Here is a 23,151-nt window from a genome sequence, read left to right on the forward strand (position 1 = left end):
ACCCTCTACCAGACCTAGTAAGTCAGCTCGGCGACTGCAATCCGATTCTCCGACGCAGGCCAGGCCCGCATCACAATGCGTTCCTGATTGAAGACGGCAACCACCGGACGGCCGACATCGGCTGCGCCGAGCCGCAACGTCGTCACCGCGTCGGTCGGCACGCCGGATTTGACGTCGGCCGGTTCCTTGCCGTCGAACAGCACGATATCGCGCGGCAGGCCGAAATAGCCGCGCGGCCGCGACATCAGCATGATGGCGCCCGCGCCGGCATCGGCAGGCAGCAGCGGTCGTGCCGCGCGCAGGTGCACGATCTCGGACGAACGCGGAAATGGCGAGCGATAGATATGCGTCGTCACTGCATCAGGCGAGGTCAGCACGAATTCGAGCGGCCAGGACGGATCGACCTGCGCAGGCCCCCAGCGGCCGTCGGCGCCGGTCTCCGAGCTGTGCAGCGTGCCGCCGATACGCTCGCCGGTTTCCGCCGACACGTGATAGATGTCGACCGTGGCGCCCGGCACCGGCCGGTTGGTCGGCACGCCGCCGGGCGTGGCCGTGACAAGGCCGCTCAGCCTCACCACCGTCTCCGGCACGATCTCGATCCGCGACGGCTCGTGCCCCGCGATGAACTTGTAGATCTCGCGAAAGGCGCGCGGATGATACGCGGTCTCGCGATGATCCACGGCGCCTAGCACCAGGTTGGTCGCGCCTTTCAGCGCCGGACCTTCGGCCGTGACGTTGGTCGGCGTGCCCGGCTTGCCGATGAAGCGGCCGTCGGCTTGCGCATATTTGTCGAAGCCATCGCTGCGCAAGGTCAGGAATGCGGTGCCGACAGTCACTTCGCTGTCGCCATCATTCAGCCCGCGCAGAAACGGACCGCGCCCGTTGAACTCGTTGCCGAGCCCGTCGTCCGAGGCATACACGCCGTGATTGGGCGTGCCGCACAGCACCGCGTGGCTGATGTCGCCGCCGCCACCATTCTTCACATAGTTGCGGATCGCATTGCCGCCGCGCGAATTTCCGACCAGCGCGATGCGCGCGACGCCGCTCTTTTGCTTCAGCTCCCTGACCGCCTCGGCGAGCTCGCGGCGCTGATCCTCGGTCGAGGACCGGCCCGCCTGCTCGACCTTGTCGTCCGCGCGCGCCAAGGGATCGGTGAAATTGATCGCAGCCATGCGCTCGCGCGGCACGCCGTTGGATTCCATCCGCCAGAGCGTCGTCAACCAGAGCGCGGCGTGATCGCCATTGCCATGCACGAACAGGATCGGCGGGATGTCGCTGGCGGGCGCCGGCTGGGCCAGGGCCGGGACGGCAAGACGGCCGGCCAGCAGCGACAGCGCGCCGGCCCCTTGCAAAATTGTTCGCCGCGACAGCGCCATTGGTCCCCTTCCCCAAGCCATCCCCGAGCCTTCCTCAGGTCTTTCAGTGCTTTGGCTGTGTCCTACAGCCCATAAGGATACCGTAAACGCTGGACAGGACACGCGTTTCGCGGGCATCAGTTGATGCAGCCGGAATCATTCAACAAGCCATAGCAGGCCAACCGGAACCGGATATGACCGCACCGCCTGATCGACCCGACCGTATCACTGCTCCGTTGCGGCATTCAATCTTCCGGCGGATCTGGCTCGCCAGCCTGCTCTCCAATCTCGGCATCCTGATCCAGGGCGTCGGCGCCGCCTGGGCGATGACCCAGATGACCGCGGAGGCCGACAAGGTCGCGCTGGTGCAGACCGCGCTGATGCTGCCGGTGATGCTGATCGCGATGCCGGCCGGCGCCATCGCCGACATGCATGACCGCCGCATCGTGGCGCTGGTGTCGCTGGCGATCGCGCTCTCCGGCGCCACCACGCTGACCGTGCTGGCCTGGCTCAATCTGGTGACGCCAAACATCCTGCTTGCGCTGTGCTTCGTCGTCGGCAGCGGCATGGCGCTGTTCGGCCCGGCCTGGCAATCCTCGGTCAGCGAGCAGGTGCCGTCGGAGACGCTGCCCGCCGCGGTCGCGCTGAACGGCATCAGCTACAACATCGCGCGCAGTTTCGGCCCGGCGATCGGCGGCATCGTGGTCGCCTCCGCAGGCGCCGTGGCGGCATTCGCCGCCAATGCCGTGCTGTATCTGCCGCTGCTCGCCGTGCTGTTCCTGTGGAATCGCGTCAGCGAGCCGTCACGGCTGCCGCGCGAACGGCTGAACCGCGCCATTGTTTCCGGCGTGCGCTACATCACCAATTCGCCGTCGATCAAGATCGTGCTGACCCGCACCATGGTGACCGGCATCATCGGCGGCTCGGTCTCGGCCCTGATGCCGCTGGTGGCGCGCGACCTGCTGCATGGCGGCGCGCAGACCTACGGCATCATGCTCGGGGCCTTCGGCATGGGCGCGGTGATCGGCGCGCTCAACATCAGCGAGATCCGCAGCCGACTCAGCGGCGAAGCCGCGGTGCGAACCTGCGCGCTCCTGCTGGGCGTCGCGATCGCGATCGTCGCCGTGAGCAAGCAGCCGGTGATCACAGCCGCCGCGCTGGTGGTTGCCGGCGCGGTGTGGATGCTTGCGATCGCGCTGTTCAATATCGGCGTGCAGCTGTCGGCGCCGCGCTGGGTCGCGGGCCGTTCGCTTGCGGCCTTCCAGGCCTCGATCGCCGGCGGCATTGCGATCGGAAGCTGGTGCTGGGGCCACATCACGGACCTCGGCGGCGTCGAGATGGCGCTGTTGATCTCCGCCGGGCTGATGCTGCTGTCGCCGGTGCTCGGCATCTGGCTCAGGATGCCGCCGGTCGGCGCGCGCAACGAGGACGCGACCGATACCCTGGCCGATCCCGAGGTGCGGCTGCAACTGACCGGGCGCAGCGGCCCGCTGGTGGTCGAGATCGAATACCGGGTGGCGCAGGACAATGCCCGCGCCTTCCACAATGTGATGCAGGACGTGCAGCTCAGCCGCCAGCGCAACGGCGCCTATGGTTGGTCGATCGCGCGCGACATCGCCGATCCCGAATTGTGGACCGAGCGCTATCATTGCCCGACCTGGCTCGACTTCCTGCGCCAGCGCAACCGCGCCACCCAGATCGAGCGCGAGCTGCATCAGAAGGCGGCCGGCTTCCACATCGGCGCGGAGCCGATCCGGGTGCGCCGGATGCTGGAGCGTCCGTTCGGCTCGGTGCGCTGGAAGGACGAGACCCCGGACCGCGCCGCCAAGGAGGTGATCCCGGTGGTCGCGACCGCGGCGGGCAGCAGCACGTAGTCTCAGTCGTCATTCGGGGGCACGCAATGCGCGAGCCCGGATGACGACGATCGGAGCTACTGCCCGTTGTCGACAAGCGTCTGCTGGCAGGCCTTGCTGAGGCGGCTGCGGTGCTCCTTCAGGCAGGCCAGCACGACCTGATCGCCCTCGCTGAGATGGGCGCGGCAGAACCGCGAGGCGTCGCGTGAGCAGGCATCATGCCCCTGCTGCTGTGCGGAGGCGGCCGACGCCAACAGAACCAGTGGAACGACGGCAAACAGAAATCGGGTCATCTCAAAGCCTCTAAGGAATGCAACGCTGGTTCTATAGCGTTTCAGGGCCGCGAAGAAGCTTGAAACAGGAGGCGAATCGGCGGTTTCCGCCCCGGGATGACCATCCGGAGACGGCCTGCGTCTCGTCGCCGCAGGTTTTGCCCCGTCAGATGCCGCGCAAAATCACTCCGCGGCGGCCCTGCGCTGCGCGGCCAGATCGCGATCCAGCACCAGGCGGCAGCCGCTGCTCAGCTGGGGGCGATTCCTGACCATGCAGGCGGTGATCCTGGGGATGTTCGGGATCTCCGCGCTGCACAGGCGAAACGCGTCGCCTGAACACATCTGCTGGGCCTCGGCGCTGAATGCCAAGCTCGCGGTCGACGACAGCACAGAAAAACTGGCCGCAAAAGCCAGCGTGACGCTGGCGCTGCGAACCGCACGCTCCAGAACCTGGCTCTTCAAGATGGCGGTCATGATCGGCTCCCATCGGCACCGCAACTGGCGGGGCCCGTTGCTTGATGGGTCCGATCCTGCATGGGAGCGGGCTCACCGACTGTGACGGTTGTCACGCAGGCGTAGGCCGCACTTTTTCTTGCCCCTCCGGCGCCCTGTTGGGATCGCGTTAAGACCTTGTTGGCATTAATCGGACGTTACGGCTGTGGCGTATCCTTGAGTTCCGAGAGAGTGTGTAGCGATGCGTAGTGCGTTGGGCCTGATGCTGGCCAGTGTTGTAGCGGCGATCGTGATCGCCGGCGTGTGGTTCTGGACCTCCTCGCCGCGCGCCGACGCGGCTCCTCCGCAGACAACTGCCGCAGCCAAGGCCGATCCGCTTCCTGCGGCAGCGGCAAAGCAGGCTGCCAAGGACGATGTCGAGACGACCGCCGCGCTGTCGAAGCGCGCCGATGCCACCCAGGCGGCAGCCCCGGCCGCCGCCCCGGCGCCGGCCCCGGTCGCGGCCGCGCCCAAATGCGCCAATCCCGATGCGCTCGGCATCACCCGCACCGTCGTCGTCGACACCACAGGCGGCCCGGGCTTCGGCTTCCTGCAGTACAAGCAGTATGACTTCCTGACCGACCATGAGGTCGTGCTGACCTTCGACGACGGTCCGTGGCCGACCACGCCCGCCGTGCTGAAGGCGCTGGCGGACGAGTGCACCAAGGCGGTGTTCTTCCCGATCGGCCTGCACACCACCTATCACCCGGACATTCTCCGTCAGGTCGCCGCCGCCGGCCACACCATCGGCGCCCACACCTGGTCGCATGCGCACCTGGCAAGCAAGAAGATCACCGAGCAGCAGGCCAAGGACGAGATCGAGAAGGGCTTCAGCGCGGTGAAGCTGGCGTTGGGCAGCAACCCCGCCCCGTTCTTCCGCTTCCCGGCGCTGGCGCACACCCCGGCGACAACAGCCTATCTCGGCAGCCGCAACATCGCGATGTTCTCGGTCGACGTCGACTCCAACGACTTCAAATCGAAGAGCTCGGACGAAGTGATCAACAACGTGATGACCAAGCTCGACAAGGAGCACAAGGGCATCATCCTGATGCACGATTTGCAGAAGCACACCGCGCAGGCGCTGCCGACGCTGCTGCGCAAACTGAAGGCGGGCGGCTACAAGGTGGTCTGGATGAAGGCCAAGACCCAGATCGAGACGCTGCCGGAATACGACGCGATGATGGCGAAGACCGAGAAGCCGATCGCAACGGGCCGGCCAATCGGCAACGTCGTGCAGACGGTCGCCGAGTAACGCCGCGAACACGCTCAACGCAAAGCGCCCCTGGATCCGATCCAGGGGCGCTTTCGCTTTCTGATCGCAACTTGTGCTGGCCCGGCACGGCCGAACGACCTTGAACGCCTATGCGCCTTCGAGAGCGGCGCCATCGCGCCCGGTGGTTGCGGCTCCCACCAGAATATCGAAAACAACCCCATGCAAAGTAGCTGGCGGATACCGGCGCGCGACAAGGCAACTTGACCCGTCGGGCAAATCAGGAATATATTTCCAATATTCCGAAATCGCACGCCCTCGCCCGCACTCAGACGGGATGAAGCGAGGTTGAATCGACCGGGTGGCAGATTCGCTGCGCTTCTCCCGCTCGCTCGCGGAGGCAGGTTCTCCGCCGATGCAATTCAAACTAGATCTCATCACGCTTTAGTTTCGAGACCGTCGTGATGGCTGGCTCGTCAGGCGGCGCAAATCGTTCGATAAGCGGCCAGTTGCAGCGCGACGACGCGCTGCGCGGAATGACACTTCTCAAACCACAGACGAGCTGCATCGCCACGGCCGTTGCAGTCCAGCGGATCAGCAAGAACCTCGAGAATCCGGGTCGCGCACGACTCGACTCTGTCGGCGACCAGGCAGGGCGGCGCCGCTCCAAAGAACTCCGCTGATTGGGTTTCATCTAGATTGGTTATGACTCGGCGTCCGAGCGCCATTGCTTCAAAGGCAACGCCGCCGATCGCTGGTATCCTGAACTGATCGACGACGACGTCGCTCGAGCAGTACAGCTGTCGAAGCTCCGCCTTGTTCAACGACGGTATCCACGAAACCATGTCTTCGATTCTAAGTTCCTGAATCAGTTCCTTGCTTCGGTGCACGTCAACACCCCACTCGACCAGGATGATGCGAAAATCGCGATCCGTTTGCGCAACCTGCGCGGCCGCCCTCAAGAAGAGATCATTGCCCTTCTGCATCGAAACAGGTGCTGCGTACCAGTGATGGCGCGTCGGGCTAAAGAATGTGGTGTGCTTGGGGCCCCGCTTCGGAAGCTTGAGGCCTGCTCGGAAGCTTGAAATCTTTTCATCATCAAAGGCATGCGGAAGATAAACCGTCCGCTCTCTCTTCAACTGCAGCCGCGCCACAGACGGCAGCACATCCGAGTTGGTCACGAAGGAGAAAGCCGCATTCTTGTACGACGTCGAACAAAGAATGCCATTATAGGTTTTCTCAAAAGGCAGTTCCCGCAACGTGCCATGCTCGTAGCATGTGTAATTCTTGAGTCCATTGATGAACGGAATGAAACCGTCGATCGAATAACCCTGAATGATGTCATAATGCTCCAATACGTCAGCGAATTCATTGGCAATGGTGGACGCGAAGGCTTCGACCAAGACCAAGGCTTCTGCCGGATAATCCGTGAACTGTCGCAGCAGGTCACCAAGAAGTGCCGCACGCTGCGTAGCGTTTCGATCCTCTCCCTTGCCGTATTTCTCGAAATAGCGAAACTCCGGGCGGTCGACGATGTCCGCGTGGGTCACCACGGGCATGGCTGATGAACCGACGTCAGCGGCCGCGCTGTTGCTTGTGGTCGGCGTCACGGTGTCGGGATTTGGGATCGTGAAGACATCAGCAGGAAACTCGAAGCCAAAACGCGGCAAGCCGCGGCTGCATCGCTGACTTCGCCAGATTGCGACCGCCAGGCTCGGCCCGGCGACAACGCCGGTTTCCGCCTCACGCTGCAAATGTGCAAATACATACTTTGTTAGCAGGGAACGGTAGATTGATACGAGGCGGCTTGGCTCCTTGGGAGTTGATGACCGCAAGTCGCGGAACGTCCGATCTTCATTGCTTTCGCCTGCAGCCGGCGTCGCGATGTCAGGATTTGGGATCGTGAAGACATCAGCAGGAAACTCGAAGCCAAAACGCGGCAAGCCGCGGCTGCGTCTCTGACTTCGCCAGATTGCGACCGCCAGGCTCGGCCGGGCGACAACGCCGGTTTCCGCCTCACGCTGCAAATGAGCAAACACATACTTCGTTAGCAGGGAACGGTAGATTGATACGAGGCGGCTCGGCCCTTTGGGAGTTGATGACCGCAAGTCGCGGAACGTCCGATCTTCATCGCTTTCGCCTGCAGCCGGCGTCGCGATGTCAGGATTTGGGATCGTGAAGACATCAGCAGGAAACTCGAAGCCAAAACGCGGCAAGCCGCGGCTGCGTCTCTGACTTCGCCAAACCGCGACCGCCAAGCTCGGCCCGGCGACAACCCCGGTTTCCGCCTCACGCCGCAAATGAGCAAATACGTACTTCGCCAGTAAGGCGCGATAGGTTGATACGAGGCGGCCTGGTCCTTCGGGATTTGGATATTCGTTGCCGAGAGATCGACGTTGCCCAGGCCGCCGATCTGGCGAGGCCAACTTTGATGAGGTCGGCAAAATCGGAGAGAGTGCAGACTCAGGCTCTATGGTCGCCCCTGGCAGGACGATTGTCGGTTGATCGAGCGGCTGCGGGATCGCCTTGCTTGACTGGAAGTCCTGAAACTCGCGCGCAATTGAAATTTTGTCAGCCAGATGCTCCGGCATCGGTGGACGGACCCGGCTCTCTGCGGCAGCGATACCATCAAGCATCTCCCAATATCTTGCCTGCAGCAGCATCCAGAAGAATGCTTCGGCTCCGCCGTCGCCGGCGTTCTTCGCACGAAGGTAAGAAAGGCAATCGAGAACGGGGCCTTGCACAAACCAATCCGGTCGACGCCAACCGCCCAACTCGGTGGCCCACCAATCCGGGAACATGTTGTCGACGTTGCCGTCGAAGCTTGCGGCCTCCCATTCCGGGCACCCCATGACGTGGTAGTAGTTATAGCAAATGACATCCGCTTCGATCCCAAAGCGCCGCTGGATCAAAGCATTGTTGTAGGCGTTGTTCGCGATATTGCCGATATGCAGGACGCGGAGCGGACGATTGTGGGCGCGTTGGAACTCCCTCAGGAAGGCAAGCTGTAGTTGAAAGTCGCTATCACGATCCTTGTGCACCAACGTGATTCCCCAGCAATCGTAGTTCAGGTATTAAACTTCCGCGCGAAAATGCACAATCAACGAACACCGATTCCGCTGCGGTTATTCTGCTCCATGTCGCGCCTCACCAATCATTTAGTCGGCTTGCGCATTGGGTGCGGTTCGCGTTGCGCTGGAGCTATCGGCGGATGTGTTCCGCGTGTTGCAGATCGGCTCGGGCATTTACATCGTCACCATCTGAATACCGCGTTCATCTCGACGCGAGCCGCACATTCGGCGTTTTCTTCGTGTTTGGGCATCTCGCGCCGGGGTTGTGCGGGGTCCTGACGCACCGCGGGGCCACCACAGTCGCCCGCCGGGCTCGCCGCAGGCGAACTGGTCGCGACTGCGATCGTAAGCGGATTGTGCAATGCGAGGATCAAGGCGAGCAAGACTCACCTGCGCATCGCGGCGGGGGATATCTCTGAGGGGTGGTGCCGCAAGAGGGACTCGAACCCCCGACCCCGTCATTACGAATACCGGATTTCCGAATAACACGGCCTCACGCGCCCTAACGCAAATCGGCGTTTACCGTGATCAATCAACGCCCTAGTTAGGCCCTGTTACGCGGTGTTAGTAACGCCATCTAACCCCGAAAGCGCCGGGTTTTCTTACCCCGGGCTTACCCCGGAGGGTTTGATGCGCAAACTACCAGCATTGACAGAGAAGATCGCGGCCGACCCGGCGAAGGCTCTTCTCGCCGCCGGCATCGATCCGGAAGCCGGGCGCGTCGAGCTTCGCGACAGTGACGGTAGAAGCGCCGTGCGCGGGCTTGGCATGGTCGTCCAGCCATCCGGGCACCGGACATGGGTGTTGCGCTATGAAATCGCCGGCAAGCCCTACAAGCTCACGCTGGGCCCGTATTCCGAGGCCATGAAGCTAGCCGCCGCGCGCGAGATCGCCGGCCGCCGAAAGCTGGAGATCGCCGGGGGTAGCAACCCCGCTGCGGAGAAGACCGAGGCGCGGCGCAAGGCAGCCGCCGGCATCGATCCGGATGCGCTGTTCTCGACGGCATGGGGCGACTGGGAGAAGGCTCCCAAGCCAAAGTCACGGAGCAAGAAAGACTGGCGTGCATCCACGGCCGATCGCGTCGCGAAGCTCTACACCAACGAGCTAGAACCGCGATGGGGCAAGCGCCGGTTGAGCGAGATCGCCAAGGGCGACGTGCAGGCCTATCTCAACCCGATCGCAAAGAAGCATCCGCACGGTGCCGCGCGCCGGCTACGTGTGATCGGCTCGTTCTTCGCATGGTGCGTCTCGCAGGGCCGGATCGACAAGTCACCCTGTGACGGGATCGAAGCGGTCAAGCCGACAAAGGGCAAGCGCAAGCTGACGGATGCTGAATTGCGATGGCTGTGGAAGGCCTGTGACAAGGTCCCGTTCCCGTTCGGTTACATCGTGCGACTTCTGATCCTCACGCTTGCCCGGCGGAATGAGATCGCCCGCATGGTGGACCGTGAAGTGCATCTCGGCAACCGCCGCACGTGGATACTGCCCGCCGCTCGCGCGAAGAACAACCATGAGCACGAGGTCTTTCTAACTGATCCGATGCTGGCGATCATCAAGGCCGTGCCACGCGTCAAGAACAAGGCTGGCTACCTGTTCACCACGAACGGAAAGACGCCGTTCTCGGGGTTCAGCAAGGCGAAGCGGCATCTTGATGCGCTGATGCTTGAAGTGGCCCAAGAGGAAGACCCGGAGATCACGTCAATCCCGAATTGGACGCTTCACGATCTCCGCCGCACGAGCGCGACCCGGATGCAGCGTCTCGGCTTCGAGAAAGAGATCGTGGATTGCTGCCTCAACCACATCGACGATGACGAGTACCTTCAACACGACTATGCGGACAGCATGGTGAAGGCGTTCGATGCATGGTCGTCTGAAGTGCTGAGGATCGTGTCCGGGCCCGACGCGCCCACGGCGGCGGGCTAGACGTTGAAGCCCGGTATCATCCGGGTCTTCCGTTTTGGCGGGCGCTCGGTTCGCCTCACAACCAATGAGGGAGCGGGCCGTGTCAGGAAAGATCGCCAGTCCGCAGGGCGAAGCCCTACCGCACCGCGTAGAGCCGCCATTGATGGTGCTTCGATTACGCCGCGTCGAAGACTGGCGACGGGCTCGACTGCAACGTCTGCTTGCTGATCTCTCCGTGAGAGACAGGGAGAAGCGCATCCGTGCCGCACGGCTGTATCTCGAAGTTGGTGCTCGCCGCATGGCATTGGAGCGAGGCCTGATCAAATAAGAGGATCATCTCCAAAAAAAACCACATGAAGGTTTCCGTTGATCGTAACAGGTGTTCTTGCGCATAATGCGGCAACGCTGGATTGCGCAGGAACAGACCATGGCCGAGGTGATCTATGTTCTCACAAATGAAGCAATGCCGGGGCTGATCAAAATCGGTATCACAAACGGTGACATCGCGGAAAGGATTAAGCAGCTAGACAATACCTCCATCCCGCTTCCCTTCGAATGCTTTTATGCAGCCGAAGTCACGGACGCAGCAAAAGCCGAGAAGGCAATACACACCGCCTTTGGTGATCATCGGGTCCGGCCAAGCCGCGAATTTTTCAAGCTATCCCCTGATCGGCCAAGAGCCATCATTGAGCTTTTGTGCCTCAAGGTTGTTACGCCCGGCACCGAATTGTTCACCGAGCCGGGAGATAAGGAGGCACTAGGCGAAGCCAAAAAACGAAGAGCTAATTTTAGCTTCGAAACGGTCGGTTTGAAGCCGGGCACAATCCTCCAGTCGGTATTCGATGAAAATATAACATGCACGGTCAAAGGCGACCGGTGGGTTGAGTTCAGAGGGCAAGAGAAAAGCTTGTCTAGTTCGGCCCTCCAGATCGCTCACGAAAAGGGCTTCGGCTGGACTGCTATCGCAGGGCCGGATTATTGGAAATACGAAGGGAAGACACTGTCGGAGTTGAGAGAAGACAAGCAGAGCGAAGAGTAGAAAGCTCGCCCACTCCGATGACAAGCCGATGCAGCGCATACTTTCAGTTTCGGGGGGGGTGCTATGGTGAATTTGGCTGGCTGGCTCATTGGGCTTGGGATCGGCGCGGTCGTCGCAGGCGCGACATTTGTTATCGCGTCTAGGCTTTCACAAATGGCGAACCCGGGTAGCTGGAGAAAAGCAGCCATAATTGCCGGCGCCATTGCCGCAGTTGCCGTCTTTAAGGCTGGTTTCTCGGGCCTTTTTGAAAATACTCTCGACTGTGCGAATGCTCCAACACAAAATTTAGTTTTCAAAATCGCAGAGCAACATAGTGCGTTGGTATTGGCGGCCGTGTCGGGGAAAGGCGCGTTTACACAGGATGATTGGGACAATGCGCGGGTCAACGCTCACTCTAAAATATTAAGCGACCCGGGGGACCCGGAGAAGTGGGAGAGAATTGAAGCGGCTCGGGTCGAGGCCAAAAATTCAATGCAATACACCCTCGACGTTATTCGCACTACCCGCAAAGATAGAGAGACGGGAAACATTGCGTGCGCCGCTACTTTGCAAGGCACCGCTGGAAAGTTTGGCACATGGGCTTTGCCCATCACCTACACTGTGGAACGGACTTCGGATGGAAAGCTCTATGTAATCGCGTATGGATTGACTGGAGAGAGTACAAGAATGCGGTAAGGGATTTGGCTGGCTTGTTAGCTAGTGGCGCAACGTACCCGACGTAATCGGGTCTGTCTTGTCGTCATAGATCGCCAGCACCTCGCCGGCATTGAGGCCGAGGTCCTGCAACTGCGTCTTGCTCAGTTCGTGATTGATCGCGGCGGCCTCGCCAGAGCAGGACCGCAACGCGGCCCCAATGGCTTCCGTTGGATCGGCGAGCGCTACCGCATAGACGATGTGCCCCACGCTATTGTCATCCTTGATGATACCAACGGTCACCATCCAGCCTGCCGCCGTCATTGCATCTCAACTCCCTATCGGTCGCGCAACAGCTTCCGTTTTCCCCAATGTGGGCCTTTGCGATCGGGATTGAAGACGCGCTCCTCGTGCCGGTTGATCGCCTTCATGACGCCGATGCCCGCGAGCATCGTTGGCCCAGTCCGGCTGTTCGCCACGAGGATCAGCGCCTCAATCGCGGCCTGCCACTCGGCGCAGTCGCTCTCTTTCTTCGGGAGCGCGGTCGCGTAGGTCGCGGCGTCGAGAAGCGTCACGAGCACGCGGCCGTGCCCATGGGCCTTGCGGCCCGTGGGAGGGAGGATGATCGGCTCATCGAACGGTCGTTTCCAGAGCGGTCGCTTCGTGTCGCTAATGTCGCCAGCCCTTCTTATCGAACTCCGTCTTAAAGCCATCTGGCAGGCGCGGTGCTTCGTCTTCTCCGGATGACCGATTGCACATCGGACACGGCGCGCCGGCTCCGCCACACGTGCATGCGTGCTCACCCTGCCATGGTCGTGCGGGATGGTTCTCGCAGACCCAACCACAGTCTTCGCATAGGGTGCATCTCATCCGTCGCTGCATCTCTTCGTCTAGTGACGCAATGTGCCTGATGTGATCGGGTCGGTCGTCTCGTCATGGAGCACGAGCACGTCGCCGGCATTCAGACCAGCCGCCGTTGATCGCCTGATCAACTGTCGGGCTCGGGTCGATCGGGCCGCCGTTCGCCCACATGCGCTCATTCCATGACTGGCAATCGAGGCTGTCGGCTTCCCGGATCAGGGCCTCGCCGGCTGCCCGCTTCTCCGCTGCGCGCTCGGCGAGGATGGTTGTCATCGCACGAGCGCGGGCGATCTCCTTTTTGAGCGCCTTGCGGTCGCCTCCGGAAATCGGCGGCTGATGGTGCTTGGGGGCCATGACACGGCATTAGAGCGCGGGGTCTATCGGCTCGCAACCGCGTTGCCTCAATTGAGGGGAACCGTTTGGGGGTTTTCGGAAATTTCTCGCGTATACTTTTTCGAACGGACGGTCAGAGGGAGTGTGCCACTCAAGGGGCATAGCGGTTTTGCGTTGCACCGCGAAAAGGGGTCCGACCCCATAGCTCCGCAGGGGTTACGGTAGCATACCCCGGCCTCCCGGTCTAGTGCGCGTTGCGCGAATACTCAACCTATGGTTAAGTCAACCATTCGCATAACGAATGTGCTGCTAAACTGAACGTTCTGGTTACCAGAAGCCTAGGCCCGTAGTCGGCTGATCGTGCTGATATCGACAGCATAGCTCTTCGCGATTGCGCCCAGCGTCTCGCCAGCCGCGCGGCGCTTGATGGCCTCAGCACGCTGGAAATCGCTGAGCTTGGGCTTCCTGCCGAACTTGATGCCATCGGCCATGGCCCGCTTCCGGCCGTCCCCGGTGCGCTCGCGGATCAGGTCGCGCTCAAACTCGGCAATCGCAGCCAACAGCGTCGAGAGCAGCCGCCCTTGCGAACTGGACGTGTCCCAGAGCGGATCGCCCAACGAGCGGAACGAGGCGCGTGCATCGCCAATGCGCTGGATCAGGTCCAAAAGCTCCCGGGTGCTGCGGCCGAGCCGATCGAGCTTGGTGACGATCACGGTGTCGCCCGGTTGCAGCGCAGCCATCAGCTTCGCCAATTGCGGCCGATCGGCGCGCGCACCGCTAATCTTCTCTCGGTAGATCGTCTCGGCGCCGGCTGCCTTCAGGGCTTCAAGCTGGCCAGTGAGATGCTGATCTTGGGTACTAACGCGGGCATATCCGAGAGTAGCCATTTTGGAGGCTTCCAATTTTGCAGGTAAGTTATGCAAAGTATAAGCCATTGAAATAACTCGTCAAGCGCCAGTTTGCGAAACTTAGGAGTTTTGCAAACCGCCGGGCGGAGCCCTACGGCCGGGTGGTCGCAGGACCCTCGGAGCGTGTGAAAGATGCTTCGGTATTACCGAAATTCAGCATGAGTAACTCATGTTTCTGGATCAATAAAATTGTCTGAATAAAATTAGGGCGCCCCGGATGGCGCATAATACTTAGCATGTTAAGCAGTTCTACGGTGCAATTCGCGCTGATCGCGCCGGACGAGGGCTGAATTCCAGATAATCACCCGTGCCTCGGTGCTTCGCCGTGCTTCACCGGTTAGACTGCTCTCCGAAGCACCATAAGCCATTGAATAGGCGCGGCTTTTGCCCCATGTGCTTCGGTGCTTCACCTCTTTTCCCTAAAATTATATGTATAGAATATGGGGGGAAAGGAGTTTTGAGGGCGCCGAAGCACGAAGCTTCGAAGCGCAGCGCGGCCCGGCCTTCCCCTGCGGGCAGGCTCATCCCGCTGGGAAGTCGTCTTCCTCGGCAACCGCCTCCTCGGTGTCTGCTATGGACTTGAGCCCGGCGACATAGGCGGCCGTCACCTTCGCTGTTGCGCCGACTACCGGCACCAACTTGCCCTCGGTATTGGTGGTGAGCCAACCCCCAGCCTTCACCGTGGCAGCGAGATCGTTCTGGACCCAGACGCGGAGTTGTTGCGCGCCATCGCGTCCGCCGGTTGGCTTGATCTGGACCGGCCATGACAGACCGCCGCGCCGGACGATCGCGGCCTTGATGCTGTCCGTGGTGAGCCGGGCTTGCATATGCCTCGGCAGTGCCGCTGCGATTTGCTTCACCGTCACCACGCGCAGATTGAAAGGCGCCTCGCCATCGTGCTCACGCATCCACTGCACGAGATCGTTGCCGCCCGCGTCGATCATGTCACCCTTGGCGCTGGTGTAGGGTGCGGCGGCGAGGCCGTCATAGTCGCCAACGTCGCGTTCCAAGAGAGCATCGAAGATCGCAGCGACGGCAACGCGGGACTTCAACAGCCGGTAGAGGTCTCGGTAATAGCGCCGGCTCTCCGGTGTGTCCTTCCCATAGCGCGGCTTGGCGTCGGTGCGCACGATCAGATAGCGCCGATCAGTCGGATCGAGCACGAGCGCGGCAGCCATGTTGGTCATGGCAAAGACGCCGTAACACGTGTCCATCCTGTTGCGCGGTTGGTTCTTGACGTTGATCTCGCGCGGGACTTGCGTGATCATCGGGTGCAGCTTGAGCATCACGCCATTCTTATCGACGGAGCGAAGCTCTTCGATCACGATGAGCTTCGAGTTGCGTTCGTACTCATTGAACCGCTCGCTCAACATCTCTTCCGTCACGTCGGCGACATTGTAGCTGTTGAGGATGGTGCGCAGGAGATCGGCAATCCAGCTTTTGCCGGTACCCTGATCGTTGCCTTGAATGAGTAGCGCGTGACGCGGCTTCTCTTCGAGGTTCTGGAGCAGCCAAGCCATCCAATTCAAGACATGGTTGCGCGAGCCGGCATCGGGGAAAAGATAGGTCAGATGATCGTTGAACAACTCCAGCGCTCGCGCGGCTTCGGCGCGCTCGGCGTCCGTGTTGCCGGGTGACGGCTCAATACCGGACGGGACGTAGAGGTTGAGATAGCGGTGGCCGCCGTTCGAATAGACCGACGCGCGGCCGGGCTTGTAAACGAAGTCACGGAAGCGCTCGACGGACCTGCGCGCCCACAAAAGCCGCTCCGTCATGCTCTTCGGTCCCTTGCCCGTCGCAAGATACGCGAACTTTTTGTCAAACGCTGAGCACTTGAGCATGTGATAGTTGCGATCAAGAGCGTCGGCCGGCGGCAGCTCCCGATTGACCCACAACTCTTTGTCAGTGAGGTAGACCCATTCCTTGATGACCTCGCTCATCTTCCACTGCCGATCTTTCCTCGCGTTCTCCGCCGCATCCTTGCGGAGCTTCGCATCGGCGGCGATCTTCACAGGATCACCCATCGGCTCGAAGGGCTCGATAGGATCGTCAGCAAAATCGGCCTCGGCGGTTTTTCCGCCGACCTTCGAGAGCTTGCCGTAGCTGTAGGCGCTCTCCATCTTCTTGACGAGATCGTCGAGGTCCCATGGCGGCTCACAGCGCGGGTTGTAGTATTCATTCATCAACTCGGCGCCGCGCTGGACGCTGATGCCGAGGTCTTTCAGGTACGCTGCCGCGCGGAACGTGCAGCCGTCGCCGCTCTTGCCTTCGATGGCGGGTTCGGCGTCTTCCTGTAGGAAGGTGATCGCGCTGGCGACGTTGGCTTGTTGATCAAGCTCGACAACGAGCTCGCCGGCAGCATCGGCCCCGACGCCACGCTTGCGCTGCTTCGCGGTCAGGATCACATCGTAAATCCACTCCGGACACCGCACCGCATCCGCGCCGTTGCCGACGTAGCTTGTGCCGTCTTCGAAGGTGCATCCGGGGATGAGCGTATAGTTCGGGCTGTCGATGTCGGTGCCCAAGCCATTCTCGCCGAGCGCCATGATGTGCGCGTCGTGGCGATCATCGCTCCAACCTTGATAGATCAAATGGAAGCCGCCGGACGGTGTCACGGTCTTCTCGGTTTCTGCCCAATCGTATGCGAGCGCGAGAGCGTCGTAGGTCTCTTGCCCGCGCTTGCCTTTGGCTACGTTGCAGTCCACATCAACGACGAGAAGCTTGGACTTCCGATGAGCCACGCCCCAATTGCACCCGGGAAAACGCTTCGCCCAGTCCCTGATCTTGGCAGGATCGTTGCTCGCGTTGCCGTCGAGATTGTCCTTCACGAGAGGAGGGTTCTTTCTGGTTGCTTTGATCGGGAAGATGTACCGCGTCCCAAAGTGTCGATCGAGGTATTCGAGCGCGAGCGAAAGGGAATTGAACTTTTCAACAGAAGGTGTATTATTCGTCATAGGCTTTACTCCGAATTAGGGGCCGTGAACCCCGACACTCCCAGACGCCCCGTCCGCAAGGCCGGGGCGTTTTGCGTCCTCACATCAGAGCTTCGATCTCCGCATCAAGCTCACGCTGATGCCGTGCGATGTTGCCGGGGGATTTGAGTTCGTATGCTTCCGTCATCTCCGCCATCTCTTTGGCGGTTGGCCAGATGACTTGCTTGATGTCGTCGCGCGTAACGCACATCGGCAACGTCCCAAGAGGGAAGTACCATGATGCGGCCTTGCCAGCGGGCGGGACGTGCACCACGAGCTTGGAGCCGGTGTATTTGAAACCGCCTCCTCCTCTGGGCTGCATCCACCATTCGGCGACCGTGCCCTCGTTCAGCTTCTCGACATGACGCGGGAGATTATAGGCGTCGCCCACATAGTTGTGCGCGACGATGGCGACGGGAGAGCGACCTAAGCGGAAGTAGTCGGCATGATCACAGTAGGGCGGACGCTGCCACGGTTCGCGGTCATGGCTTCGGCCGTAGTGCGCTCGGTTGCGCGAGAGGAGAGCAAAGCCGAATTGCTTACCGACGTGCCAGCCGTTGGCCTTGGCGAAGCGCTCAACGGCAACGTCTGTGAGGTCGTACCAATGATGACGGGACATGGGGGACACACTCCTTCATTGAAAGATCGTGCGTCCAATGGGAGTATGAGGGACACAGTTCGATGCCGTTGTCGATGGGGTTTGGACGCGCTCGGAATAAATTTTTCGACGAGCTTCTACGCTGCGCGATGACAGCCACACGGCGTTGATAGTTTCGACCGTCAGCCGCTCTTCACCGAGCAGCGCAGCAAGAGCCAAGGTCTCCTCGTCTTCATGTCGGCTCTGCTCCAGCACTCGCGCGTACCATGCTGCTCTCGCCAGCCTGTACGCATTGAGCGCCCGGCGCTCGGCTAGGTCTGATGTCCTCCCGTAGAAGTTCGTCATGGCGTCCCCCTCCTCGTAAATGGGTGATTGGCAGATATCGGCCTGTCCGAGGGGGACGTTCGAACGGGCCAGCTATGGTGTTTCGTCTTGGTGCAATCTCGATAGGTCCTTTGAAGCCATTCTGGAGTCCGTAGAGGGGCCTTCCGGCTGCCCGGTGTATGGTGACGGGCACCCGGGATTAACGAGCCCTGCCCCTACGGCTCCGAGCCGGGCTGCCCAAACCGACGCTCCCATTCCTTCGCGGCGGCGAGGGCGCTTTCGTACCTGACCCATGCCCAGATTTCATCCACGGTCGGGGTCCGGGGCCAATCCATCCTGACCCGCCACTTTTCGCCTTCGCCATCGTCCAGAACCTCGGTGCCGTCTTCGTCATCTTCCCCGCAGAACAGCACGGGCGCCGCGAAGCTCGCTCGGCGGTGTTGCTCTTCTAGCTCGCCTATGTCGGGACCGCCGGCATCCAGCACAGGGACGACCAACCCGCCGCGCTCCGCCGCCGCCACCGCACGTGCGTCATCGTCGGCAATCGAGAAGACGGCATTCTCTCGGGCTTGCTGTAGTTCGGCTTGTCGCTTGGCAAGTCCGGCATTCGTCACTGTGAAACCTCATAGCCTGCCCACTCCCGCGCGGCATCCTCCGCCGCGAACGCGTGGCGTCGCAACTCCAGCGAGAGCTTTAGATCACCGTAGTCGGCCGCGTCGTTGGCCTCCACGTGGAGTTGCCGTGCACGAGCCTGCCACGCTGCAACGCCTCTGGCCTTCAATGCTGCATCAATCATTCGCCGGCATCCAATGGCTTCACAGCCTTGACGCTGCCGATCGGGTTTGCGCTCCGCTGCATGGGATCGCCGCGAAGGCGCGCAAGCAAATCGCGCTGGAGGTTCGACATCCCAGCGGACGCGGTCGGCTGATATGCCGGCGGAGGAGCTTCCCTGATCACGACTTCGGTTGTCGTCGGTTGAGGCGGCTGGAAAGCGTCGTCTACAGGATCAGCGATCGGCTCTGTCCCTACGACCGCCATCGGTGACGGCCCCGGCTCGACCTCGGTGAACTCGGCCTCGGCGATGGGTGCTGCAATCGTCGGACGACGCGGCGGAGGCGGTACGGGCGGAGGTCCATCGGAACGCGTCGGGAGCCGCTGCACTGGCACGGCCATCACGCCAACGTTCAGGCCGCCATTGACGTTGATGTTCTGGTCGGAGCGCGGCCGATATTCGTCGGGGAAGCGGCTCTCCAGAAACTTCACGACCGCTGCGACAGGCGGAGCATGCGTGATGGTGTGCTGAACCCGCCGGCCGAACCGGTCACGGAGAATTCCATCGCGGGGATAGCCCAGCATCTCCCTCGTGTCTTCGTCGAGCCCGACGCACTCCTCCATCTCGACGAACGATGGCTTGCCTTGGAAGAACACCGGCTCTTCATGGCCAATAAGACAGCGGCGCTCAAAATTGCCGCGTACCTCTAGGCTCGCGATGTTTCTAGCGACAGCGAGCGCACGATGAAACGGAATTGGTTCGTCGCCGGGCCAACGGATTAGATAGCGCTCGTCGCCGGCCTGCGATTGCTGGAGCCAATTGAAGAGGGTCCGACGCGCCACACCGCATTGAATTGCTGCACGCGAGATCGCAAGCTGCCCGGCGGCAACCGCCTCCGCGATCTCGACTAGCTTTTCTTCGGAGACTAGCATCCGGTTTTCTCCCGTAGCAGTTGATCGAGATGCGCGGAGTTCTGTGCAGCGAGGAGGCTGGTCTCATACTTGTGCAGCATGTCGCGCGGAAAGCGTGCCGAGATCGGTCGGTATCCGAACCGGGAATGCGCGGCGGTGGTGTTCGTCTCGCGCTTCTCCCGCAGTTGACGTTGTGGATAGACGGCGCTGAACTGCGGCGTATCGGGTAGACGCGGACGCATGGCCGGCTTTACTGGGCACGTGGCCACAATGGGACGCTCATTCGCGGGACGCTTCATAGCACGTCGCTTCGCATCTTGGGCGAGGCGGACGCATTCGATGCATTGCTGATGACCGCCGACTTCGCGTGGAGCCTTATGGCCATGCCAGCAAGGGCGGCCCGGGTCGAATGTGCGTTCGCCGGCAGCGAGAGCCGCCAGAAACGCAGGATGATTGCGAAAGCACGCAAGCACGCGAACCATGGGGACATCTCAGTCAGGATCGTGTACGTTGTCCAGATGCAGGACGCGGCGCGCTCGGTTGCGGGATGAGGCTGCCACGAACAGGCGGAGGTGGTGCGTAAGCACGGCGCGTACTGCGGGCCACTTCCTTCCTATGCTGGAAGGCTCGCGCGACCGGCCAGTCTCGCGGATCAGTGCTTACCGGATTGGCTTTCACGGCGGCAATCGCATCCTCAGCCGTCTTCGCGGCGGCGGCACGAGCGAGATCAAGCTGGGTCAGGCGCTTCGTATGCCTGCTCCACTCCACGATTGCGTCCGCATGGATTTGGCGCGCGGGATTGAGGGCCGCCGACGCCTGATGATACTCCGCCCTGACCTCGGCGAGATCGACGACAGCCTGATCAAAGGGCAACCGTGGCGGCTTCGATCTTCTGAGCCCGCTCCAGCTTCTCACGTGCAGCCTTCAACGCGCCCATGAGTTCGTTGTGCGCGGCAGCTTCTTCGTCGGTCGAGCCCTTCCTGATCTTCGCATCCGACGCACGCGCGGCAGCCTGCATTTCGGCGTGCGTCTTCGCAAGCTCGGAGATCGTTGGCTCGCGCTGGACTACTCCATTGTGGAGCGCGATGACCCTCTTAGCTTCCGCCACAGGATCGACAGGACCACGGATTGCGATCAACGCATTGTGCGCGGCATCGTGAGCGGCGGACAGTTCGGCCATTCGCTTCCGCGCCTGCACGACGCGGTTCTCGGCATTCTCGACAAGGGCGGAGGTCTCGATAACACGAGCGAGAGCCGCCCTCACGTCGGGACTGAGGGCTTCGAGGTCCGCTTTTACGATGGCCTCATGATCGATCTTGCCATAGCGATCGAAGATTACGAGATCGGTAGCCATTGGAGACCTTCTTTCTTTCGTGGATTGGGAAGCGCCCGCGCTCACCACGAGCCTGTGACGCTCGGGCCATTCGAGCCCGGCGCTGATCCGTCGCCCGGACTACCGGGAAGCGGAGAGCCGTTTCGCGTTTTCACGTCGAGCGGATGATGACGGCCGCGCCTGCCACGCTTCGAATTCACGTGGACGGACTTCTGCACATGCGCGACGACTGGCCTACGTGATCGCGCAGCGGCGCTGATCTTCAAATTCTTATGCGACATCTCGCTCTCCATTTTCTGCGGCGCTCTTCACAAGCCACATCTGGCTGCTGGCGCGCCCAACTCATCTGCTAACCCTCGAAAGCTTGCTTCCCCAATGCTCGACGGCCGGCGGCTTGCCTCCGTCGAGCACGATCATCACGTTACGTGCGTAGGCGACGGGCAAGTCGCGCTCGATGTGAAACAAAACACGCGCTCCGATCTCCGGTGCAAATCTGCGCGGCCAATCGGCGAAACACGTGAAGACTTGTTCGCCATCGTCGTCCGACGTGATGACGCCGGCCTCAATGCCCTCGAATGCCGTCAACACGCCCAACGCCATCGGATAACTCTCACCTGTGTTGCGTGCGGTCCTTTTGGCGTATCGGTCCATTCGTACTCGACCTCCAGCCCAGCGCGGAACGGGCTCCCAGCGCGAAACGCCGCCGGCAAATCTGTCGAGTGCACAATGACGCGCGGGTCCGAACCGGCTACCGGCTCGATAACACCAAAGTTACGGAGCCATTTTCGAATTATGCCGCGCTGCGCCATGTCGTCACCTACGTCGGTCCGTCTTGGTCATGATTTGCGACTGCGCACCACGAGGCGATGCCGGCAATGCTGCGTCTTTCTTGACGCGATGCCCGACATGGGTGTTATCGAAATCGTCACCGACACGATCCTGCCGCCCAAGCACGGCAGCGGCACGTAGATGCCGGCTGCCATCCTCGACGTGAGCGACGATGCCGCGCTCATGTGCGGATGCGCGGTGTGTGGCCATACCGGAGTGAATGTTCGGACTGCGGCCATTGAGATGGAGCTTCGTGTCAGTTTCGTCGTCGATCATCTGACCGTGCAGATGCGGGTGCAGCGCTCCTTTGGTCTGGCACTTCTGTCCGTGCACGGTCTCGACCGGCTTAAAGCTCTTCGAGTGGCTGGAGCGCGCAATGTCTGATCCCGTATGGCGATAGCCGGCACCGTCACCCATAAGATGCATTTGACCGTGAAGGAAAACATTACCCGACGGGGTATGCGTTCGATTTCGGTTACGTGGCATGGTGAGTGTTCTCCCCTCATCGTTTCGTCAGTGGACTGCCGTCAATGCGGCGGCCGGCAGCGGCAGCGATCTCCGCAACCTTCTTGGTGCCCATAGCGCGTATGAGCGAACCAATTTTGGCCTGTCGCTGCTCTGGCGTGGAGCGCCATGCATCGGAATAAGGATTGTTCGCGCCCTTGATCGTGGAAGCATCTTGCTTCGGACGCGGCTTGATCTGACCCAACGTCAAGCCATTGGCTTTGAGAAGAGCGCGGGTCGCGGCCTCACCGTGCTCGCGGACGTGATGGCCCTGCGCTTTGACGCTGTAGAGAATTTCGAGCCCTGCATCGGCTTCGAGCGCGAACCAATGCGGCTTGGCCGCGCGCTGCTTCTCCAGCCATTCGCTGAACGGCGTGTCTCCCCCTTCGGCTTCAAACTGCAAATCGATATCGGGCTGAGCGGAGGGGAGCGCGCCAAGTTGCTTGGCGATGAACGATTGATCGGGTGTCATGCGCGGGTTGCTTTCTTCTTAGCGTGGGGGTGAGCCTTGAACCAAGTTTCGATGTTGCCGCACCACACGCGACGCTTCCCGTTGATGTCGTGCACCGGGAGCGAGCCGTCTTCGATGCCCTGCTTCACGGCCGCCCATGACACACCGCACGCCGTGACGATTTGCGTCGGCGATAGTGCAAGTCGAAGCGTTGGGGCGACATGACGGCGCGGCATGGGAAATCCTCGGGTGCGATCGACGCAGCGAGAAGCGGCTAACGCCGCGTCGATCAGATGCAGTCCTACGGGAGATGAGCCGGCCATGCGGCTTGTGCGGAGCGGGGCATGTGAACTCCCGCACGCTGTTCGGCGGCGTTGCAGGCTCTTCGGTGCCCAGTACCTAGCAAGCCCTCGGGCGTCGCGCCCGCCGTGATCCGAACGTGACGCTATGGTATCCGAGATGATCGCAAGTTGACAACTGGCAATTGCACGAGGGTCGGAACGGATGCGTTTCCCGCTTGGGACACGCA

General features: G+C 61.4%; 24 protein-coding genes and 1 pseudogene. 6 read left to right on the forward strand and 19 right to left on the reverse strand.

Features of this window, described 5'->3' with window-relative positions:
- Window positions 1–14: 14 nt before the first annotated feature.
- A complete protein-coding gene (locus HAP47_RS00260) occupies window positions 15–1,376 on the reverse strand; it encodes a hydrolase (RefSeq protein ID WP_173639939.1) in 1,362 nt (453 codons plus the stop codon).
- A gap of 173 nt (window positions 1,377–1,549) precedes the next feature.
- Between HAP47_RS00260 and HAP47_RS00265 the strand changes: the two genes are divergently transcribed.
- A complete protein-coding gene (locus tag HAP47_RS00265; protein WP_173639938.1) occupies window positions 1,550–3,229 on the forward strand; it encodes an MFS transporter in 1,680 nt (559 codons plus the stop codon).
- A gap of 56 nt (window positions 3,230–3,285) precedes the next feature.
- On the opposite strand, the gene HAP47_RS00270 is transcribed toward HAP47_RS00265, so the two are convergent.
- Both HAP47_RS00270 and HAP47_RS00275 read right to left on the reverse strand, forming a co-directional pair.
- A complete protein-coding gene (locus HAP47_RS00270) occupies window positions 3,286–3,501 on the reverse strand; it encodes a cysteine rich repeat-containing protein (RefSeq protein ID WP_173639937.1) in 216 nt (71 codons plus the stop codon).
- A 162-nt stretch (window positions 3,502–3,663) separates the two neighbouring features.
- On the reverse strand, window positions 3,664–3,954 hold the full coding sequence (locus HAP47_RS00275; protein WP_173639936.1) for a hypothetical protein: 291 nt from the start codon (window positions 3,952–3,954) through the stop codon (window positions 3,664–3,666).
- A gap of 220 nt (window positions 3,955–4,174) precedes the next feature.
- On the opposite strand from HAP47_RS00275, the gene HAP47_RS00280 reads away from it, so the two are divergent.
- Window positions 4,175–5,224 carry a polysaccharide deacetylase family protein gene (locus tag HAP47_RS00280; protein ID WP_173639935.1) on the forward strand — a complete coding sequence of 350 codons (1,050 nt, stop codon included), beginning with the start codon at window positions 4,175–4,177 and terminating at the stop codon, window positions 5,222–5,224.
- A gap of 434 nt (window positions 5,225–5,658) precedes the next feature.
- On the opposite strand, the gene HAP47_RS00285 is transcribed toward HAP47_RS00280, so the two are convergent.
- On the reverse strand, window positions 5,659–8,223 hold the full coding sequence (locus HAP47_RS00285) for a glycosyltransferase family 4 protein (RefSeq protein WP_173639934.1): 2,565 nt from the start codon (window positions 8,221–8,223) through the stop codon (window positions 5,659–5,661).
- 660 nt (window positions 8,224–8,883) lie between these two features.
- Between HAP47_RS00285 and HAP47_RS00290 the strand changes: the two genes are divergently transcribed.
- From HAP47_RS00290 to HAP47_RS00305, 4 genes are all read left to right on the forward strand, one after another.
- On the forward strand, window positions 8,884–10,176 hold the full coding sequence (locus HAP47_RS00290; protein ID WP_173639933.1) for a tyrosine-type recombinase/integrase: 1,293 nt from the start codon (window positions 8,884–8,886) through the stop codon (window positions 10,174–10,176).
- A gap of 79 nt (window positions 10,177–10,255) precedes the next feature.
- Window positions 10,256–10,483: a hypothetical protein gene (locus HAP47_RS00295; RefSeq protein ID WP_173639932.1), complete on the forward strand. Its 228-nt coding sequence runs from the start codon at window positions 10,256–10,258 to the stop codon at window positions 10,481–10,483.
- A 99-nt stretch (window positions 10,484–10,582) separates the two neighbouring features.
- Entirely contained in the window at window positions 10,583–11,194 is a 612-nt protein-coding gene (locus HAP47_RS00300) for a GIY-YIG nuclease family protein (protein WP_173639931.1), read from the forward strand.
- 63 nt (window positions 11,195–11,257) lie between these two features.
- Window positions 11,258–11,869, forward strand: coding sequence for a hypothetical protein (locus tag HAP47_RS00305; RefSeq protein ID WP_173639930.1), 612 nt, complete (start codon window positions 11,258–11,260; stop codon window positions 11,867–11,869).
- A 21-nt stretch (window positions 11,870–11,890) separates the two neighbouring features.
- Here the strand turns inward: HAP47_RS00305 and HAP47_RS00310 are convergent, their stop codons facing one another.
- The 15 genes and pseudogenes from HAP47_RS00310 to HAP47_RS00380 all read right to left on the reverse strand — a co-directional run bounded on the left by HAP47_RS00310 (window position 11,891) and on the right by HAP47_RS00380 (window position 22,643).
- A complete protein-coding gene (locus HAP47_RS00310) occupies window positions 11,891–12,151 on the reverse strand; it encodes a hypothetical protein (protein ID WP_173639929.1) in 261 nt (86 codons plus the stop codon).
- Window positions 12,152–12,165: 14 nt separating this feature from the next.
- A complete protein-coding gene (locus HAP47_RS00315) occupies window positions 12,166–12,408 on the reverse strand; it encodes a hypothetical protein (protein ID WP_210285735.1) in 243 nt (80 codons plus the stop codon).
- Between the two features lie 370 nt (window positions 12,409–12,778).
- A pseudogene (locus HAP47_RS00320) lies at window positions 12,779–13,042 on the reverse strand (hypothetical protein); the annotation flags it as partial.
- A 317-nt stretch (window positions 13,043–13,359) separates the two neighbouring features.
- Window positions 13,360–13,956: a recombinase family protein gene (locus tag HAP47_RS00325; protein ID WP_231168695.1), complete on the reverse strand. Its 597-nt coding sequence runs from the start codon at window positions 13,954–13,956 to the stop codon at window positions 13,360–13,362.
- Window positions 13,957–14,450: 494 nt separating this feature from the next.
- Window positions 14,451–16,883, reverse strand: coding sequence for a bifunctional DNA primase/polymerase (locus HAP47_RS00330; protein WP_173639928.1), 2,433 nt, complete (start codon window positions 16,881–16,883; stop codon window positions 14,451–14,453).
- A gap of 79 nt (window positions 16,884–16,962) precedes the next feature.
- Window positions 16,963–17,520, reverse strand: a complete 558-nt coding sequence (locus tag HAP47_RS00335) for a hypothetical protein (RefSeq protein ID WP_173639927.1) — start codon at window positions 17,518–17,520, stop codon at window positions 16,963–16,965.
- Between the two features lie 15 nt (window positions 17,521–17,535).
- Complete coding sequence (locus tag HAP47_RS00340) at window positions 17,536–17,844, reverse strand: hypothetical protein (RefSeq protein ID WP_173639926.1); 309 nt, start codon at window positions 17,842–17,844, stop codon at window positions 17,536–17,538.
- A gap of 194 nt (window positions 17,845–18,038) precedes the next feature.
- Window positions 18,039–18,437: a hypothetical protein gene (locus tag HAP47_RS00345; protein ID WP_173639925.1), complete on the reverse strand. Its 399-nt coding sequence runs from the start codon at window positions 18,435–18,437 to the stop codon at window positions 18,039–18,041.
- The gene (locus tag HAP47_RS00350; RefSeq protein WP_173639924.1) at window positions 18,434–18,619 is read right to left on the reverse strand and encodes a hypothetical protein; all 186 of its coding nucleotides are present in this window, start codon (window positions 18,617–18,619) and stop codon (window positions 18,434–18,436) included. The genes HAP47_RS00345 and HAP47_RS00350 overlap by 4 nt, the downstream gene beginning before the upstream one ends.
- A complete protein-coding gene (locus tag HAP47_RS00355) occupies window positions 18,616–19,527 on the reverse strand; it encodes a hypothetical protein (RefSeq protein ID WP_176396247.1) in 912 nt (303 codons plus the stop codon). The genes HAP47_RS00350 and HAP47_RS00355 overlap by 4 nt, the downstream gene beginning before the upstream one ends.
- Window positions 19,521–19,988, reverse strand: coding sequence for a hypothetical protein (locus HAP47_RS00360; RefSeq protein WP_173639922.1), 468 nt, complete (start codon window positions 19,986–19,988; stop codon window positions 19,521–19,523). Before HAP47_RS00360 ends, HAP47_RS00355 begins: the two co-directional genes overlap by 7 nt.
- Before the next feature lie 380 nt (window positions 19,989–20,368).
- A complete protein-coding gene (locus HAP47_RS00365) occupies window positions 20,369–20,860 on the reverse strand; it encodes a hypothetical protein (RefSeq protein WP_173639921.1) in 492 nt (163 codons plus the stop codon).
- A 321-nt stretch (window positions 20,861–21,181) separates the two neighbouring features.
- Window positions 21,182–21,490, reverse strand: coding sequence for a hypothetical protein (locus HAP47_RS00370; protein ID WP_176396205.1), 309 nt, complete (start codon window positions 21,488–21,490; stop codon window positions 21,182–21,184).
- A gap of 162 nt (window positions 21,491–21,652) precedes the next feature.
- Window positions 21,653–22,084, reverse strand: coding sequence for a hypothetical protein (locus HAP47_RS00375; protein ID WP_173639918.1), 432 nt, complete (start codon window positions 22,082–22,084; stop codon window positions 21,653–21,655).
- 85 nt (window positions 22,085–22,169) lie between these two features.
- Entirely contained in the window at window positions 22,170–22,643 is a 474-nt protein-coding gene (locus tag HAP47_RS00380; RefSeq protein WP_173639917.1) for a hypothetical protein, read from the reverse strand.
- Window positions 22,644–23,151 lie beyond the last annotated feature (508 nt).

The sequence above is a fragment of the Bradyrhizobium sp. 41S5 genome, from assembly GCF_011516665.3.
GTDB lineage: Bacteria > Pseudomonadota > Alphaproteobacteria > Rhizobiales > Xanthobacteraceae > Bradyrhizobium > Bradyrhizobium quebecense.

Excerpts from the sequence above, each read along its gene's own strand:
- HAP47_RS00260 (WP_173639939.1), bottom strand. The coding sequence starts at position 1,376 with ATGGCGCTGTCGCGGCGAACAATTTTGCAAGGGGCCGGCGCGCTGTCG.
- HAP47_RS00265 (WP_173639938.1), top strand. The coding sequence starts at position 1,550 with ATGACCGCACCGCCTGATCGACCCGACCGTATCACTGCTCCGTTGCGG.
- HAP47_RS00270 (WP_173639937.1), bottom strand. The coding sequence starts at position 3,501 with ATGACCCGATTTCTGTTTGCCGTCGTTCCACTGGTTCTGTTGGCGTCG.
- HAP47_RS00275 (WP_173639936.1), bottom strand. The coding sequence starts at position 3,954 with ATGACCGCCATCTTGAAGAGCCAGGTTCTGGAGCGTGCGGTTCGCAGC.
- HAP47_RS00280 (WP_173639935.1), top strand. The coding sequence starts at position 4,175 with ATGCGTAGTGCGTTGGGCCTGATGCTGGCCAGTGTTGTAGCGGCGATC.
- HAP47_RS00290 (WP_173639933.1), top strand. The coding sequence starts at position 8,884 with ATGCGCAAACTACCAGCATTGACAGAGAAGATCGCGGCCGACCCGGCG.
- HAP47_RS00300 (WP_173639931.1), top strand. The coding sequence starts at position 10,583 with ATGGCCGAGGTGATCTATGTTCTCACAAATGAAGCAATGCCGGGGCTG.
- HAP47_RS00305 (WP_173639930.1), top strand. The coding sequence starts at position 11,258 with ATGGTGAATTTGGCTGGCTGGCTCATTGGGCTTGGGATCGGCGCGGTC.
- HAP47_RS00310 (WP_173639929.1), bottom strand. The coding sequence starts at position 12,151 with ATGACGGCGGCAGGCTGGATGGTGACCGTTGGTATCATCAAGGATGAC.
- HAP47_RS00325 (WP_231168695.1), bottom strand. The coding sequence starts at position 13,956 with ATGGCTTATACTTTGCATAACTTACCTGCAAAATTGGAAGCCTCCAAA.
- HAP47_RS00330 (WP_173639928.1), bottom strand. The coding sequence starts at position 16,883 with ATGACGAATAATACACCTTCTGTTGAAAAGTTCAATTCCCTTTCGCTC.
- HAP47_RS00335 (WP_173639927.1), bottom strand. The coding sequence starts at position 17,520 with ATGTCCCGTCATCATTGGTACGACCTCACAGACGTTGCCGTTGAGCGC.
- HAP47_RS00340 (WP_173639926.1), bottom strand. The coding sequence starts at position 17,844 with ATGACGAACTTCTACGGGAGGACATCAGACCTAGCCGAGCGCCGGGCG.
- HAP47_RS00350 (WP_173639924.1), bottom strand. The coding sequence starts at position 18,619 with ATGATTGATGCAGCATTGAAGGCCAGAGGCGTTGCAGCGTGGCAGGCT.
- HAP47_RS00355 (WP_176396247.1), bottom strand. The coding sequence starts at position 19,527 with ATGCTAGTCTCCGAAGAAAAGCTAGTCGAGATCGCGGAGGCGGTTGCC.
- HAP47_RS00360 (WP_173639922.1), bottom strand. The coding sequence starts at position 19,988 with ATGGTTCGCGTGCTTGCGTGCTTTCGCAATCATCCTGCGTTTCTGGCG.
- HAP47_RS00365 (WP_173639921.1), bottom strand. The coding sequence starts at position 20,860 with ATGGCTACCGATCTCGTAATCTTCGATCGCTATGGCAAGATCGATCAT.
- HAP47_RS00370 (WP_176396205.1), bottom strand. The coding sequence starts at position 21,490 with ATGGACCGATACGCCAAAAGGACCGCACGCAACACAGGTGAGAGTTAT.
- HAP47_RS00375 (WP_173639918.1), bottom strand. The coding sequence starts at position 22,084 with ATGGGTGACGGTGCCGGCTATCGCCATACGGGATCAGACATTGCGCGC.
- HAP47_RS00380 (WP_173639917.1), bottom strand. The coding sequence starts at position 22,643 with ATGACACCCGATCAATCGTTCATCGCCAAGCAACTTGGCGCGCTCCCC.